The sequence below is a fragment of the Brevundimonas sp. UBA7664 genome (assembly GCF_002483305.1).
GTDB lineage: Bacteria > Pseudomonadota > Alphaproteobacteria > Caulobacterales > Caulobacteraceae > Brevundimonas.
Window position 1 is genome coordinate 653 of record NZ_DLHQ01000015.1, and the last position, 11,618, is coordinate 12,270.

The 11,618-nt window shown below is 67.9% G+C and carries 15 protein-coding genes and 1 tRNA gene; 12 read left to right on the top strand and 4 right to left on the bottom strand.

Annotation, left to right across the window (positions count from 1 at the left end; all coding sequences use genetic code 11):
- Positions 1-460: OmpA family protein (locus B2742_RS02510; RefSeq protein ID WP_292062584.1), on the top strand; the 460-nt coding region annotated here is incomplete at its 5' end.
- A 55-nt stretch (positions 461-515) separates the two neighbouring features.
- Here B2742_RS02510 and B2742_RS02515 read toward each other — a convergent pair.
- Both B2742_RS02515 and lipB read right to left on the bottom strand, forming a co-directional pair.
- Positions 516-2,111, bottom strand: a complete 1,596-nt coding sequence (locus tag B2742_RS02515) for a PAS domain-containing hybrid sensor histidine kinase/response regulator (RefSeq protein ID WP_292062587.1) — start codon at positions 2,109-2,111, stop codon at positions 516-518.
- Positions 2,112-2,192: 81 nt separating this feature from the next.
- On the bottom strand, positions 2,193-2,909 hold the full coding sequence (gene lipB / locus B2742_RS02520) for a lipoyl(octanoyl) transferase LipB (protein ID WP_292062589.1): 717 nt from the start codon (positions 2,907-2,909) through the stop codon (positions 2,193-2,195).
- A gap of 30 nt (positions 2,910-2,939) precedes the next feature.
- Between lipB and B2742_RS02525 the strand changes: the two genes are divergently transcribed.
- The 9 genes from B2742_RS02525 to B2742_RS02565 all read left to right on the top strand — a co-directional run bounded on the left by B2742_RS02525 (position 2,940) and on the right by B2742_RS02565 (position 9,366).
- Positions 2,940-3,248 (top strand): FliM/FliN family flagellar motor switch protein, encoded by a 309-nt coding sequence (locus tag B2742_RS02525; RefSeq protein WP_414633036.1) that lies wholly within the window; start codon positions 2,940-2,942, stop codon positions 3,246-3,248.
- An 86-nt stretch (positions 3,249-3,334) separates the two neighbouring features.
- The gene (locus B2742_RS02530) at positions 3,335-3,709 is read left to right on the top strand and encodes a four helix bundle protein (protein WP_292062594.1); all 375 of its coding nucleotides are present in this window, start codon (positions 3,335-3,337) and stop codon (positions 3,707-3,709) included.
- An 87-nt stretch (positions 3,710-3,796) separates the two neighbouring features.
- A tRNA-Leu gene (locus B2742_RS02535) sits at positions 3,797-3,883 on the top strand.
- A gap of 68 nt (positions 3,884-3,951) precedes the next feature.
- On the top strand, positions 3,952-5,352 hold the full coding sequence (mgtE, locus tag B2742_RS02540) for a magnesium transporter (protein WP_414633037.1): 1,401 nt from the start codon (positions 3,952-3,954) through the stop codon (positions 5,350-5,352).
- 64 nt (positions 5,353-5,416) lie between these two features.
- The gene (locus B2742_RS02545) at positions 5,417-6,781 is read left to right on the top strand and encodes a lysozyme (RefSeq protein WP_292062598.1); all 1,365 of its coding nucleotides are present in this window, start codon (positions 5,417-5,419) and stop codon (positions 6,779-6,781) included.
- Between the two features lie 37 nt (positions 6,782-6,818).
- A complete protein-coding gene (locus tag B2742_RS02550) occupies positions 6,819-7,982 on the top strand; it encodes an isovaleryl-CoA dehydrogenase (RefSeq protein ID WP_292062600.1) in 1,164 nt (387 codons plus the stop codon).
- On the top strand, positions 7,982-8,344 hold the full coding sequence (locus B2742_RS02555) for a hypothetical protein (RefSeq protein WP_292062602.1): 363 nt from the start codon (positions 7,982-7,984) through the stop codon (positions 8,342-8,344). The genes B2742_RS02550 and B2742_RS02555 overlap by 1 nt, the downstream gene beginning before the upstream one ends.
- A gap of 54 nt (positions 8,345-8,398) precedes the next feature.
- On the top strand, positions 8,399-8,584 hold the full coding sequence (locus B2742_RS02560) for a DUF3008 family protein (protein WP_292062604.1): 186 nt from the start codon (positions 8,399-8,401) through the stop codon (positions 8,582-8,584).
- 98 nt (positions 8,585-8,682) lie between these two features.
- Entirely contained in the window at positions 8,683-9,366 is a 684-nt protein-coding gene (locus B2742_RS02565) for an exopolysaccharide biosynthesis protein (RefSeq protein WP_292062606.1), read from the top strand.
- A gap of 24 nt (positions 9,367-9,390) precedes the next feature.
- Here B2742_RS02565 and flaF read toward each other — a convergent pair whose 3' ends face one another.
- Positions 9,391-9,765: a flagellar biosynthesis regulator FlaF gene (gene flaF, locus B2742_RS02570; RefSeq protein ID WP_292062608.1), complete on the bottom strand. Its 375-nt coding sequence runs from the start codon at positions 9,763-9,765 to the stop codon at positions 9,391-9,393.
- Positions 9,725-10,147, bottom strand: a complete 423-nt coding sequence (gene flbT, locus B2742_RS02575) for a flagellar biosynthesis repressor FlbT (RefSeq protein ID WP_292062610.1) — start codon at positions 10,145-10,147, stop codon at positions 9,725-9,727. Before flbT ends, flaF begins: the two co-directional genes overlap by 41 nt.
- Positions 10,148-10,339: 192 nt before the next feature.
- On the opposite strand from flbT, the gene B2742_RS02580 reads away from it, so the two are divergent.
- Positions 10,340-10,786 (top strand): hypothetical protein, encoded by a 447-nt coding sequence (locus B2742_RS02580; RefSeq protein WP_292062612.1) that lies wholly within the window; start codon positions 10,340-10,342, stop codon positions 10,784-10,786.
- A gap of 11 nt (positions 10,787-10,797) precedes the next feature.
- On the top strand, positions 10,798-11,013 hold the full coding sequence (locus B2742_RS02585) for a hypothetical protein (protein ID WP_292062614.1): 216 nt from the start codon (positions 10,798-10,800) through the stop codon (positions 11,011-11,013).
- Positions 11,014-11,618: the final 605 nt, after the last annotated feature.

Below are 11,618 nucleotides of genomic sequence, written 5' to 3' on the forward strand. Positions count from 1 at the left end.
CGACACCCGCGTCACCGGCGTCGACACCCGGGTGACCGAGGTAGCCGGCACCGCCGGCGAGGCGCTGAACCGCGCCAATGCGGCCCACAAACTGGCCGAGGGCAAGTTCCTCTATGAGGTGGTCCTGTCGGACGACTCGGTGAAATTCCCCGTCAACCGCGACGAGCTTTCGCCCGAGGCCGAGGCGCGGCTGGCCGAGCTGGTCCAACGCCTGACCAGCGAGAACCGCAACGTCTATCTTGAGATCCAGGGCCATACCGACGCCACCGGCGATGCCGGGTTCAATGAACAGCTGGGCGAGGCCCGGGCCGAGGCGGTCCGCCGCTATCTGAGCCGCAACAGCATCGCCCTGAACCGGATGGCGACCATCTCCTATGGCGAGGCCTCGCCGGTGGCCTCGAACGACACGCCCGAGGGCCGCGCCCAGAACCGCCGCGTGGCGATCGTCGTCCTCAGCTAGACCGAAATCGGTCTTGATGGACACAGTCCCTTAAGGCTCGGATTTCGGTCCAGCTCTATGCTGACGCCATCACCAGGCCGATCCCCGCCAGCAGCGACGCGGCGGTGATCGGCTTGGGCACATGCAGGTCTGCGCCGGCCGCGACGGCGTCGTCGCGGTGATGCGCCATGGCGTTGGCGCTCAGCATCACGACCGGCGTCCGGCCCCGCGCCGGCGTCGCGGCCTCATGCGCGCGGATGCCGCGGGTCGCGGCCAGGCCGTCCATCACCGGCATCTGCATATCCATCAGGACCAGATCGAACGGGCCTGACTCGAAAGCGGTCAGAGCTTCGGCCCCGTCGTTGACGGTGACCACCTCGGCGCCCTGCGCCGCCAGGATCAGCTGCACGACCCGCTGATTGGTCGGATGATCGTCGGCAAGCAGCACCCGCAACACCCGTTGGCCCGTCGGGTCCCGCGTCGGCCGGCCGGCGCCGGCGGTCCGCGCGGCGAGTCCGGCGTCGTAGGCCGCCAGACTTTCACTGCGCATCAGCGGCAGCTCGACCGTGAACCGACTGCCCTGCCCCGGCGTGGAGTCCACGGTGATCCGGCCGCCCATCATCTCGATCAGGGACTGGCAGATCGACAACCCCAGTCCGGTGCCGCCGAAGCGGCGGGTGATGGTGGCGTCGGCCTGGCTGAAACGCTGGAACAGCATGGCGGTCTGTTGGGGGTCGAAGCCGACCCCCGTGTCTTGCACCTCCAGGGTCAGCAAGGCGGGCGCGTCGGCGGCCTCCGGCTCGGCGACCTCGATCCGCACCCCGACCGAGCCCGAGGCGGTGAATTTGACCGCATTGCTCAGCAGATTGGCCAGCACCTGGCGAATGCGGGTGCAGTCGCCGAGGAACTGGCCGCGTGCGGTCGCGCCGCGCGCGACATCAAAGGCCAGCCCCTTGGCGCGGGCCTGATGCCGCAGCGTATCGATCACCCCGTCCACCGCCGCCTCGAGAGCGAACGGCCTGATCTCGACCTCCAGTTGGCCGGCCTCGATCTTGGACACGTCCAGGATGTCGGACACCAGCCGTTCCAGCGTCTCGCCCGACCCCTGGACCAAAGCCACCATCTCGCGCTGCGCGGGGGTGAGATCAGTGTGCGACAGGGCGTCGATCACGCCGATGACGCCGTTCAGCGGCGTGCGGATTTCGTGACTCATATTGGCGAGGAAGTCGGTCTTGGCCTGGTTGGCCACCTCCGCCGCCGCCTTGGCCTCGATCAGGGCGAGTTCTGCCGCCACCCGGGCGGTGGCGTCGCGGGCGACGCCATAGATGCGGTCGCCGACCCGGCGGGCGCGCCATTCGAGGCTGCGATAGCTCCCGTCCTTGTGGCGATAGCGATTGATGAAACCGACGACCTGATCGGTGGGGCCGCGGGTCTCGACTTCGACGACGCTGCCCAGCGTGGCCACATGGTCCTCGGGATGGATCAGGCGGAGCAGCGGCTGTCCCTCCATTTCTTCGGGACGCCAGCCCAGAACCGTCTCCCAGGACGGACTGACCCGGACCACGCGCCCGTCCAGCTCGCGGACGACCAGCAGGTCCAGCGATACCTCGAAGAAGGTCCGGATGACCTGGGCGTCGCCGTCGTCTGCGGGTCGGAGCGACTCATACGCCATCAACAAAAAACTCCTGGAGGACTGGCCGGCGAGCCCATCCTGTAACACCCAAGGTTAAGAGGTCCCTGTCAGCGATGAAACTCAGACGGGAGCGGCCCCCTCGACCACCGCCCCGAATACCCGCCGGAAGCCGGTCTTCAGGGCCGCATCGGCCTCGTCCATCGTCGCGGGCACGCCGAGATCCACCAGGCTGGTAACGCCGTGCTGGGCGATGCCGCAGGGAACGATGCCGGAGAAATGGTCCAGGTCGGGCTCCACGTTCAGGCTGATCCCGTGGAAGCTGACCCATTTGCGGACCTTGACGCCGATGGCGGCGATCTTGTCCTCACGGCTCCAGCCGGGGCCCTTGCGCTCGACCCAGACTCCGACACGGCCCTCGCGCACATCGGCCGGCACGCCGAACTCGCCGAGAGCTCCGATGATCCACCGCTCCAGCCCGCGCACGAAGGTCCGCACGTCCTTGCCGCGCTGGTTCAGGTCCAGCATCACATAGACCACCCGCTGCCCGGGCCCGTGATAGGTGAACTGCCCACCCCGGCCGCTGCGGTGAACAGGAAACCGGGACGCGTCCAGCAGGTCGCCGTCCTTCGACGACACCCCGGCGGTGTAGAGCGGCGGATGCTCCAGCAGCCAGACCAGCTCGCCGGCTTCGCCCGCCGCGATCGCCGCCGCCCGGGCCTCCATGGCCGCGACCGCCGACTCATAGCCGACACGCCCTTCCGACACGGCCCATTCGGCCGCGCGTCCATCGGCGCGGACCAGCTTCGATACGGTTTCGCTTAAGGCTTGGGAAAGCATGACGCCTCCAATGTGGGGGTCGGGAGCGCCATGCAAGCCAAGACCGCCCAGAACCCAGTCTCCTCAGCGTCAGCGTCAGAGTATCCCGTGAGTCAGATCGAAGCCGTCGAAGTCGAAATTTCGGTCGTCCTGGGGCGTTCTGTCCTGCCGATGAGCCAGCTGCTGCGGATGGGCCGCGGGGCGGTGATTCCGCTCGACGCCTCGGAAACCGACGAGGTCTGGATCCTGGCTAACAACCATCCCGTGGCGCGCGGCGAGATCGAGATCCGCGACGACCGCATCGCCATCACGGTGACGCGGGCCGCGGATGTGTATGACTTCATGGCGGGAGCGGCCTGAGGTCCAAGCAGCAGGCAGCAGGCAGCAGGCAGCAGGCAGCAGGATGTGTCGGCCTGAGTGAAATGTAGAGCCATACGGAGATTACGATGTCCGATGTGCGTAGCTACCGGGACCTAATGGTCTGGCAACGGGCGATGGACGTCGCTGTCGCCACATATGAACTGACTAGGACCTACCCTCGCGAAGAGCTCTTCAGCCTGACCTCCCAGAGTCGCAGAGCGGCCTCATCCATCGCCGCGAATATAGCCGAGGGGTACGGTCGGGCGAGCAAGGCCAGTTATCTGAGCTTTCTAAGGATCGCCCGAGGTTCGCTGAAGGAACTTGAGACCCACCTGATCCTTGCCGAACGGGTCGGCCTGAGCGCTTCCGGAAAGATTTCGCCTCTCCTTGAGCAGACAGATGAACTCGGGCGGATGCTCCATGGCCTGATCGCCCGTGTGCACGGTCAACCCGCCGGGTAACCTGCTGCCTGCTGCCTGTTGCCTGCTGCCTCAAACGACCCCTTCCCATCCGCGCTTCCGTCCGCTATCAGCCCCCCTCCGATGCGAGCGGTCGTGGCGGAATTGGTAGACGCGCAGCGTTGAGGTCGCTGTTCCCTAACCGGAGTGGAAGTTCGAGTCTTCTCGACCGCACCATCTGATTTGACAGGGCGAAACATCGGCGAACAGCTGATCTGAAAACAGGGGGGCCAAGCGTGAGCAAGATCGCAGACGCCCCCCTGCCCGTCTCCCAGATCGAAACTGACCACGAAGCTCTCGACGAGGACTACGTCCTCACCGCTGCCTTCGTCGAGAAGGTCGTCGATGCCTCCGACGCGGGCGACGGACTGAAGCTCCGTTCGCTGCTGGAAGATCTGCACCCCGCCGACGTGGCCGATCTGATGGGCTTCCTGACGGCCGAGCACCGCACGGTCGTGGTCCTCTGGATGCCGCCCGACCTGCTGGCGGAGACCCTGCCCGAGCTGGACGACAACATCCGCGAGGAGGTGCTGGAGCGCGTCCCGCACCTGACCCTGGCCGAGGCGCTGCAGGAACTCGATTCCGACGACGCCGCCGCCGTGGTCGAGGATCTCGAGGACGACCAGCGCGAGAAGGTGCTGGCGGCCATGCCCGAGGTCGACCGCGCCGCGATCGAGAACTCGCTGCGCTACGACGAGGATTCCGCCGGCCGCCTGATGCAGCGCGAGGTCATGGCCGCGCCGTCGTTCTGGAACGTCGGCGACACCATCGACCACATCCGCAAACAGGGCGAGGACCTGCCCGAGCTGTTCTTCGACATCTATATCGTCGATCCGTCGAACAAGCCGGTCGGCGGCCTGCCCGTCAGCGGCCTGCTGCGCGCGGCGCGCACCATCGCCCTCGTCGACATCATGGAGCCGATCAATGCGATCGCCGTCGACCAGGACCAGGAAGAAGTCGCCTACATCTTCGAGAAATATCACCTGATCTCGGCCCCCGTCGTCGACGCGGCGGGACGGCTGGTCGGTCAGATCACCGTCGATGACATCGTCAACATCATCCAGGAAGAGAACCGCGAGGACATCCTGCGCCTCGCCGGCGTGCGCGACGAGGACCGCGGTTCGTCCGTGTCCGAGATCGTGCGCGGCCGGGTGCCCTGGCTGGCGATCAACCTGGGCACGGCGGTGCTCAGCGCCGTGGTCATCTCGTGGTTCGAGGCCACGATCGAGCAGATCGTCGCGCTGGTGATCCTGCTTCCGATCGTTTCGGCGATCGGCGGCAACGCGGGCACCCAGGCCCTCACGGTGACCGTGCGCGCCCTCGCCACCCGGGAGCTGAACAGTTCCAACGCCCCGCGGACCTTCCGCCGGGAGTTCGCCGTCGGACTGGCCAACGGCCTGGTTCTCGCGCCCCTGATCGGCGTCGCGGCGGGTCTGTGGTTCCGGGACTGGCAGATCGGCGCCGTCATCGCGGCGGCCATGGTGCTGAACCTGCTGGTCGCCGCGACCGTCGGGATGCTGACGCCCCTGACCCTGTCGCGGCTGAAGTTCGACCCGGCCGTGTCCTCGGCCGTGTTCGTGACCGCGACGACGGACTTTTTCGGCTTCCTGATCTTCCTGGGGCTCGCCAGCATCGTACTGATGTGAACCGGCGCGTCCCTTGCTGGCTCTCTGATCGGGCGAGCGCGCCCGTCTCGATTTGGGTCAATCCGTGTCCGCAACGCCCACGCCCCGTCTGAAGGTCTCCCGCGAGGGGATGGTGCTCATCAAGAGCTTCGAAGGCTTCCGGCCGCGCGCGGTGCGGGAAGAGGACGGCCGCTGGGTCATCGGCTACGGCCACACCGCCTCCGCCCGCGAGGGTCTGACCGTCGCCGAGGCGGACGCCGAACTGCTGCTGCAGTACGACCTCATGCCCGTCGTGAAGGCGCTGAACGAACAGGTCCACGGTTCGCTGAACCAGCACCAGTTCGACGCCCTCGCCAGTTTCGCCGTCTCCGTCGGCGTCGACCGCTTCCTCGCCTCCGATGTTCTGCAGAGGATCAACGAAGGCCATGCGGGCCAGGCCGCCGACGCCCTGATCGGCTGGCCGGAAGACGCCTCCGTCGACGCCCGCCTGCGCCGCCGCGCCGCCGAGCGCGCCCTGTTCGTCGCCGATCCCGGCTCGGCGGTCACCCTCGCCGAACTGCTGGCCGCCCCCCTGCCCCCGCCGCCCGTCGAGGCCGCGGCCGAAGTCGAACCGCCGGCCACCGACGCACGCGCCGCGGCCGTCGCCACCCTGCTGGGCGAAGCGCCCGAGGCGCCGGAGCCGGATGCGCCGGAGCCCTCCTGGGCTCCCGAGCCGCCCGCGTTCGAACCGGCCGTCTTCCAGCCGGCCGACGCGGTGACGCGGGTCAATCTGGACCGCTATTCGCCCTATGCCGCCGCGATCATCGGCCCCCTGCCCGGCTTCGCCCCCGCCGAACCGGCGCCCGGTCCGGCTGAAGAGACCCCTGTCCCGCCCGAACCTACGCCCGAGCCGACGCCGGAGCCGGAGCCGGAGCCCGCGCCCGAGCCGACGCCAGAACCCGAGCCCGAGCCCGAGCCCGAGCCCGAGCCGGAACCGGCGCCGGAACTTCCGCCGGCCGAGCCCGCCGTCCCGGTGACGCCGCTGGTGTCGGCGGCGCCCGTCCCCTCGCCCTTCCCGGCCATGGACCAGGACCTGGTCCTGACGCCCCCGACCGAAGCCGATTTCGTCGAGACCGAACGCCCCGTCTGGCCCCAGGACCAGCGCGCGCCCGCCCCCGCCGAGGAGACCGTCCTGTTCGAGGACGAGCCGACCCTGTCGGTCCTGCGCCACGAGGTCGAACCCGCCGGCCCCCGCCGCTTCGACTGGAGCGAGACCGGCGCCTTCCTGATCATGGGCGGCGTCGGCCTGGCCGCCTGCGGCGCCTCGGCCGCCGCCTTCCGCCTGTCGGTCGAACAGCCCTCGCCGATGGGCGAGACCACCGTCATCGCCTGGGCCCTGGCCCTGATCGGCGTGATCTGCGTCGGCGTCTCGTCCTGGAACCTGTATGTCCGCTGGGGCAAGTCGGACTGACTTTGCGCCGGGCGCGGGCGATGCTACCCCCGCCGTCATGAGCATCCCCAACGCCCCCCAATCGATGGAATTCAATCTCGGCGAAAACGCCGACATGATCCGCGAGACCACCGCCCGCTGGGCGACCGACCGTCTGGCGCCGCTGGCCGCCGAAATCGACGAGACCAACGCCTTCAAGCGCGAGCTCTGGCCCGAGATGGGCGAACTGGGCCTGCACGGCATCACCGTCGAGGAAGAATACGGCGGCCTCGGCCTCGGCTATCTCGAGCACGTGGTGGCGATGGAGGAGGTCTCCCGCGCCTCGGCCTCGATCGGCCTGGCCTACGGGGCCCACTCCAACCTGTGCGTCAACCAGATCCGCCGCTGGGGCACGGAGGCGCAGAAGCAGAAATACCTGCCCAAACTGATCTCGGGCGAACACGTCGGCTCCCTGGCCATGTCCGAGGTCGGCTCGGGTTCCGACGTCATGTCGATGCGCACCCAGGCCGTGAAGAAGGGCGACCACTACGTCCTCAACGGCACCAAATTCTGGATCACCAACGCCCCGCACGCCGAGACCCTGGTCGTCTACGCCCGCACCGGCGAGGGCAACGGCGGCGTCACCGCCTTCCTGATCGAGAAGGGCATGAAGGGGTTCAGCGTCTCGAAGAAGCTGGACAAGATGGGCATGCGCGGCTCGGACACCGCCGAACTGGTGTTCGAGGACTGCGAGGTCCCGGAAGAGAATGTCATGGGCCCGGTCGGCGGCGGCGCCGGCGTGCTGATGAGCGGTTTGGACTATGAGCGCGCCGTGCTGTCGGCCGGCCCGCTGGGCATCATGCAGGCGGCGCTGGACGTGGTCCTGCCCTACCTCCGCGAGCGCAAACAGTTCGGCAAGCCGATCGGCTCCTTCCAGCTGATGCAGGCCAAGGTCGCCGACATGTACGTCGCCCTGAACAGCGCCCGCGCCTATGTCTACGCCGTCGCCCGCGCCTGCGACCAGGGCAAGACCACCCGCTACGACGCCGCCGGCGCCATCCTGCTGGCCAGCGAGAACGCGGTGAAGGTCAGCCTCGAGGCCGTCCAGGCCCTCGGCGGCGCTGGCTATACCAAGGAATGGCCGGTCGAGCGGCTGGTCCGCGACGCCAAGCTCTACGACATCGGCGCGGGCACCAACGAGATCCGGCGGTTCCTGATCGGGCGGGAGTTGCTGGGAAGCTGATGCCCCTGTCGGCCTACTTCGCCATTGGAGGCGTCCTTACCCTCTTCCTCGGTGGGTTGGCTGCCTATCAGTTGCGGCCCAAGCTGATGGCGCGGGAACGCCGGGGCGAGACTACCAGACCGGTGCCGGATCCACAGGATTCCGGCACGGCCGGCCTCAGGCTCCTGTGGCTGATCTGGACGGTGCGGACCTCCGCGGACCGCCCGGGTTTCCGGCGTCATGTTCTGTTGGTTCGCTGGGCGCCGATCATTGGGGGAGTCCTCATAGCCGCCAGCATCTTCGCCATGAAGGTCGAGACCCTGTCTACGGCCGAAGAAGCGGCGAACGGTCCGCCGCCGGTCACGATTTCTGTCGCCGGATAGGCGGAACCCGTCAGCCGCTCGCCGGTTTGCTCCTCCGTCGGAAGGAGCCACCCCATGCCCGCCAAATCCGCCGCCCAGCAAAAGGCCGCCGGCGCCGCCCTGTCGGCCAAGCGCGGCGAAACGCCGAAGTCCGCTCTCAAGGGCACCTCGAAGTCGATGGCCGAGTCGATGACCGAGAAACAGCTCGAGGAATTCGCCCACACCAGACGCAAGGGCAAGCCCGAGCACGTCACGGACTGACATCCGCCCGCCCCGCCGCACGGATTGACGATTGTTAAGTGGCGTCCGTCTATCGTGCGCCCTAGATCAAGACACCCTCGTCCGGACGCCCCGCTCCGATGCCTGACTATGATTATCAGAGCGACTCGCGCCCGTTCTCGCAGGTGATCGAGGACATCGGCGTCAAGGACGACCCGAAACTGTATCTCGGCGAGTTGGTGAACGCCTTCGGCGAGCGCGGCTTCGGCGCCCTGATGCTGTTCTTCGGCCTGCTCAGCGTCGCCATCGGCATCATTCCGGGCACCACCACCATCCTCGGCACCCCGCTCCTGCTGATGGGTCTGCAACTGGCCATCCGCCAGGACCAACTGTGGTTGCCGCGGTGGGCCTTGAAGCGCTGGATCGACCGCGAGACCTATCGGGCGGGGGTGGCCCGGGTCCTTCCCCGCCTCAGAAAGATGGAGCGGCTGTCGAAGCCGCGCCTCGAGGTGATGACCAGCGAGGTCTCGGAGGTGCTCATCGGCGTCGCCACCGTGCTGCTGGCGATCATTCTCGTCCTGCCGATCTGGGGCGGGAACCTCATCCCGGCCCTGATCATCTCGACGTTCGGCTTCGGCCTGCTGCAACGGGACGGTCTGGCCATCCTCATCGGCTGGTGCGCGATCAGTCTGATCGTCGTCGCTGCGCTGATCGTCTGGCTCGCCTGGACCTGGGTGTCGCCCTATCTGCTGCCGTTCTGGGAATGGCTCAACGGCCTGCTTCCGCAGGCATGGACCTGGCTGAGCGGACTTTTCGGCGGCTGAAGTCTGGCCGTCGCCCGCCCCTGCTCAGGCCGCCTGCTGCGCGCCCGGCCCCGGCCCGGCCAGGCCCTGCATGACCATCCGGTTGATGTCGATCAGGGCTTCAAAATCATCCTCGCCGCGCATGATCGCCGACGAATGACGGCTGACGAACAGGCTGATCGAGATGATCTGGGCCTTCAGGGCCGGCGCCATGGCGTTGTCGGGATCCGAACAGTCCGTGGCCAGCGTGGTCCACAGCCGCCGGTTCCAGTCCAGGGCGTCGATCCGGGCGGCGATCTCGGACTTGTCCAGGGTCGCGGCGTGCATCAGCGCCCGGGTCACCTGCCCGAACAGCCGATATTCCATCTCCCGCGGGGTCTCAGCCCGTGTGGCTGCGGTCTTGTACGCCTGCAGCGACATTCGCCAGCCCCTCCTCGTAATCAACCAGTTTACGCGCCGCCATCAGCGCCTTGTAGTATTCGCGCGCCATCACGTGACGCGAGGCCGCGACGCAATCGGCCAGCACCTGCGGATTGCGCGAAGCTCCCATGAACTCGCTGAGTCGCAAGGCGAATTCGTCATAGACCTTGGCCGCCGCCGACTCGTCCAGGTACATCATCATGACCGGGAAATAGATGCGTTTCGCCGGGGTATTGGCGTCCTCCGGCTGGAGGATGTCCTTCTCGCGCAGGACGGAGGCCTTGTTCTGCAGGATCAGCACCCCGCGGCGGTCGCCGTTCTGTACGACGGCGCCGTTGAGGACGAATTTCTCGCCGGGCTTCAGCGACAGCTTGAGCGGCATTTGCGGGAGCGTCTCCTGACAGGCTCCCGGCGACGTTAGGAAGCCGGGACCAAACGCAGCCTAAACAAACGTGGTTAACCATGTCTTGTGCCCGCCTCCACCGGGGCCGATCTGCGCCGCTCAACGCCGGCCGCCCCGGCGGAACGCCGGACAGGCGGGGAGCGTTGAGCTTCCACACAAGGAGGCGACGGCATGCCGGAGATCGACGGCTACTCGGACGACCAGGAACAGTCGGAAGTCTATGACGAAACCCACATCGACGATGAGGGCGACGGCGACATCCTGCTGGACGAGGCCGATCCGGTTCTCGACGTCACCCAGATGGCCGGCGACAGCGACGAGGAAGAGTTCGATGAGGACGCCGAAGTCGATCCCGACGAAATCCTGGGCGCCTCGGGCATCGAGGCCGAGGCCGACGCGCTGCTGGGCGTGGACGGCGAGCGGCTGACCGAGATCGACGGCGAGAGTGCGGGCCAGCGCGGCCCCGACGAGGTCGAACTGGTCTACACGGGCCTGATGCGCAACGTCCGCGGGGCCCAGGCCAGCGCCGCCCACTGGGAGGCCAAACGCCTCTCCGACGACGACATCGCCGACCTCGGCTACGGCCCTGACGGCGACGAAGATCACCCCACGAAATAAGGAGGGCCGAGATGACCGCTCACACCGACCAGACCAGGCCGTCCGCCCGCGAGGACGGCGACCCCGAGACGCCCCACGCCAAAAAGGCGCCCCGCGAACACGGCAAGCCGGATCAGCTGCGGGAGCAGGATCGCCACGCCGAGGACCGTCAGGAGGCGCTCATCGACGAGGGCCTGGAAGAAACCTTCCCCGCCAGCGACCCGGTTTCGGCCAAGCGGATTACCTGAACCCCCACCGTCTCCTCCCCACGCAGTGGGGAGGGGGACCGCGCGAAGCGTGGTGGAGGGGCGCCGCGCCGCGATCGTTGCTCACCACCCCTCCGTCACGGCGCGAAGACGCGCCGCGCCACCTCCCCATCGCTTCGCGACAGGGAGGAGACAGTCTGGTCGCCATGCTGACAATCCGCCGATAGCCAGCATATCCCGCGCCGCCAACCGACTGACTCCGCACAGCTTCTCAAAAATGCAGCGCCCCTATCCCGCCATAGGTAGGCCACACGCCATACTCCCCCCGTCCCGTCGCAAGGGAGGCTCGCTCGGCCGGCGAACCGAAGCGGCGGCGGGAGCGGAGGGAGCAGGCCGCGACGGAGCGATCCGGACGCGGAGGCCCGAGGGCTGCAATGCCCGCAGGCCATGGGACAGGGAACAACCCCCGTCCAATCCAGGAGACGGTCGTCGCCGTCCCTGCCCGCGGCGCGCGGACCGGGTCACCTGCCAACAACAGGCGACGGCCCCGGCGCGTCGAAAACCCGCCGCGCGGAGCGCCCGGGCCTTCGCCCGGAGAAGAGATTTGAATACCGTTTCGGCGAAAGACAGACGCTCCGCGCGGCGGG

Excerpts from the sequence above, each read along its gene's own strand:
- lipB (WP_292062589.1), bottom strand. The coding sequence starts at position 2,909 with ATGCTTTCCCAAGCCTTAAGCGAAACCGTATCGAAGCTGGTCCGCGCC.
- flaF (WP_292062608.1), bottom strand. The coding sequence starts at position 9,765 with ATGTCGCTGCAGGCGTACAAGACCGCAGCCACACGGGCTGAGACCCCG.
- B2742_RS02550 (WP_292062600.1), top strand. The coding sequence starts at position 6,819 with ATGAGCATCCCCAACGCCCCCCAATCGATGGAATTCAATCTCGGCGAA.
- B2742_RS02555 (WP_292062602.1), top strand. The coding sequence starts at position 7,982 with ATGCCCCTGTCGGCCTACTTCGCCATTGGAGGCGTCCTTACCCTCTTC.
- B2742_RS02560 (WP_292062604.1), top strand. The coding sequence starts at position 8,399 with ATGCCCGCCAAATCCGCCGCCCAGCAAAAGGCCGCCGGCGCCGCCCTG.
- B2742_RS02530 (WP_292062594.1), top strand. The coding sequence starts at position 3,335 with ATGTCCGATGTGCGTAGCTACCGGGACCTAATGGTCTGGCAACGGGCG.
- B2742_RS02585 (WP_292062614.1), top strand. The coding sequence starts at position 10,798 with ATGACCGCTCACACCGACCAGACCAGGCCGTCCGCCCGCGAGGACGGC.
- B2742_RS02580 (WP_292062612.1), top strand. The coding sequence starts at position 10,340 with ATGCCGGAGATCGACGGCTACTCGGACGACCAGGAACAGTCGGAAGTC.
- flbT (WP_292062610.1), bottom strand. The coding sequence starts at position 10,147 with ATGCCGCTCAAGCTGTCGCTGAAGCCCGGCGAGAAATTCGTCCTCAAC.
- B2742_RS02525 (WP_414633036.1), top strand. The coding sequence starts at position 2,940 with ATGCAAGCCAAGACCGCCCAGAACCCAGTCTCCTCAGCGTCAGCGTCA.
- B2742_RS02565 (WP_292062606.1), top strand. The coding sequence starts at position 8,683 with ATGCCTGACTATGATTATCAGAGCGACTCGCGCCCGTTCTCGCAGGTG.
- B2742_RS02515 (WP_292062587.1), bottom strand. The coding sequence starts at position 2,111 with ATGGCGTATGAGTCGCTCCGACCCGCAGACGACGGCGACGCCCAGGTC.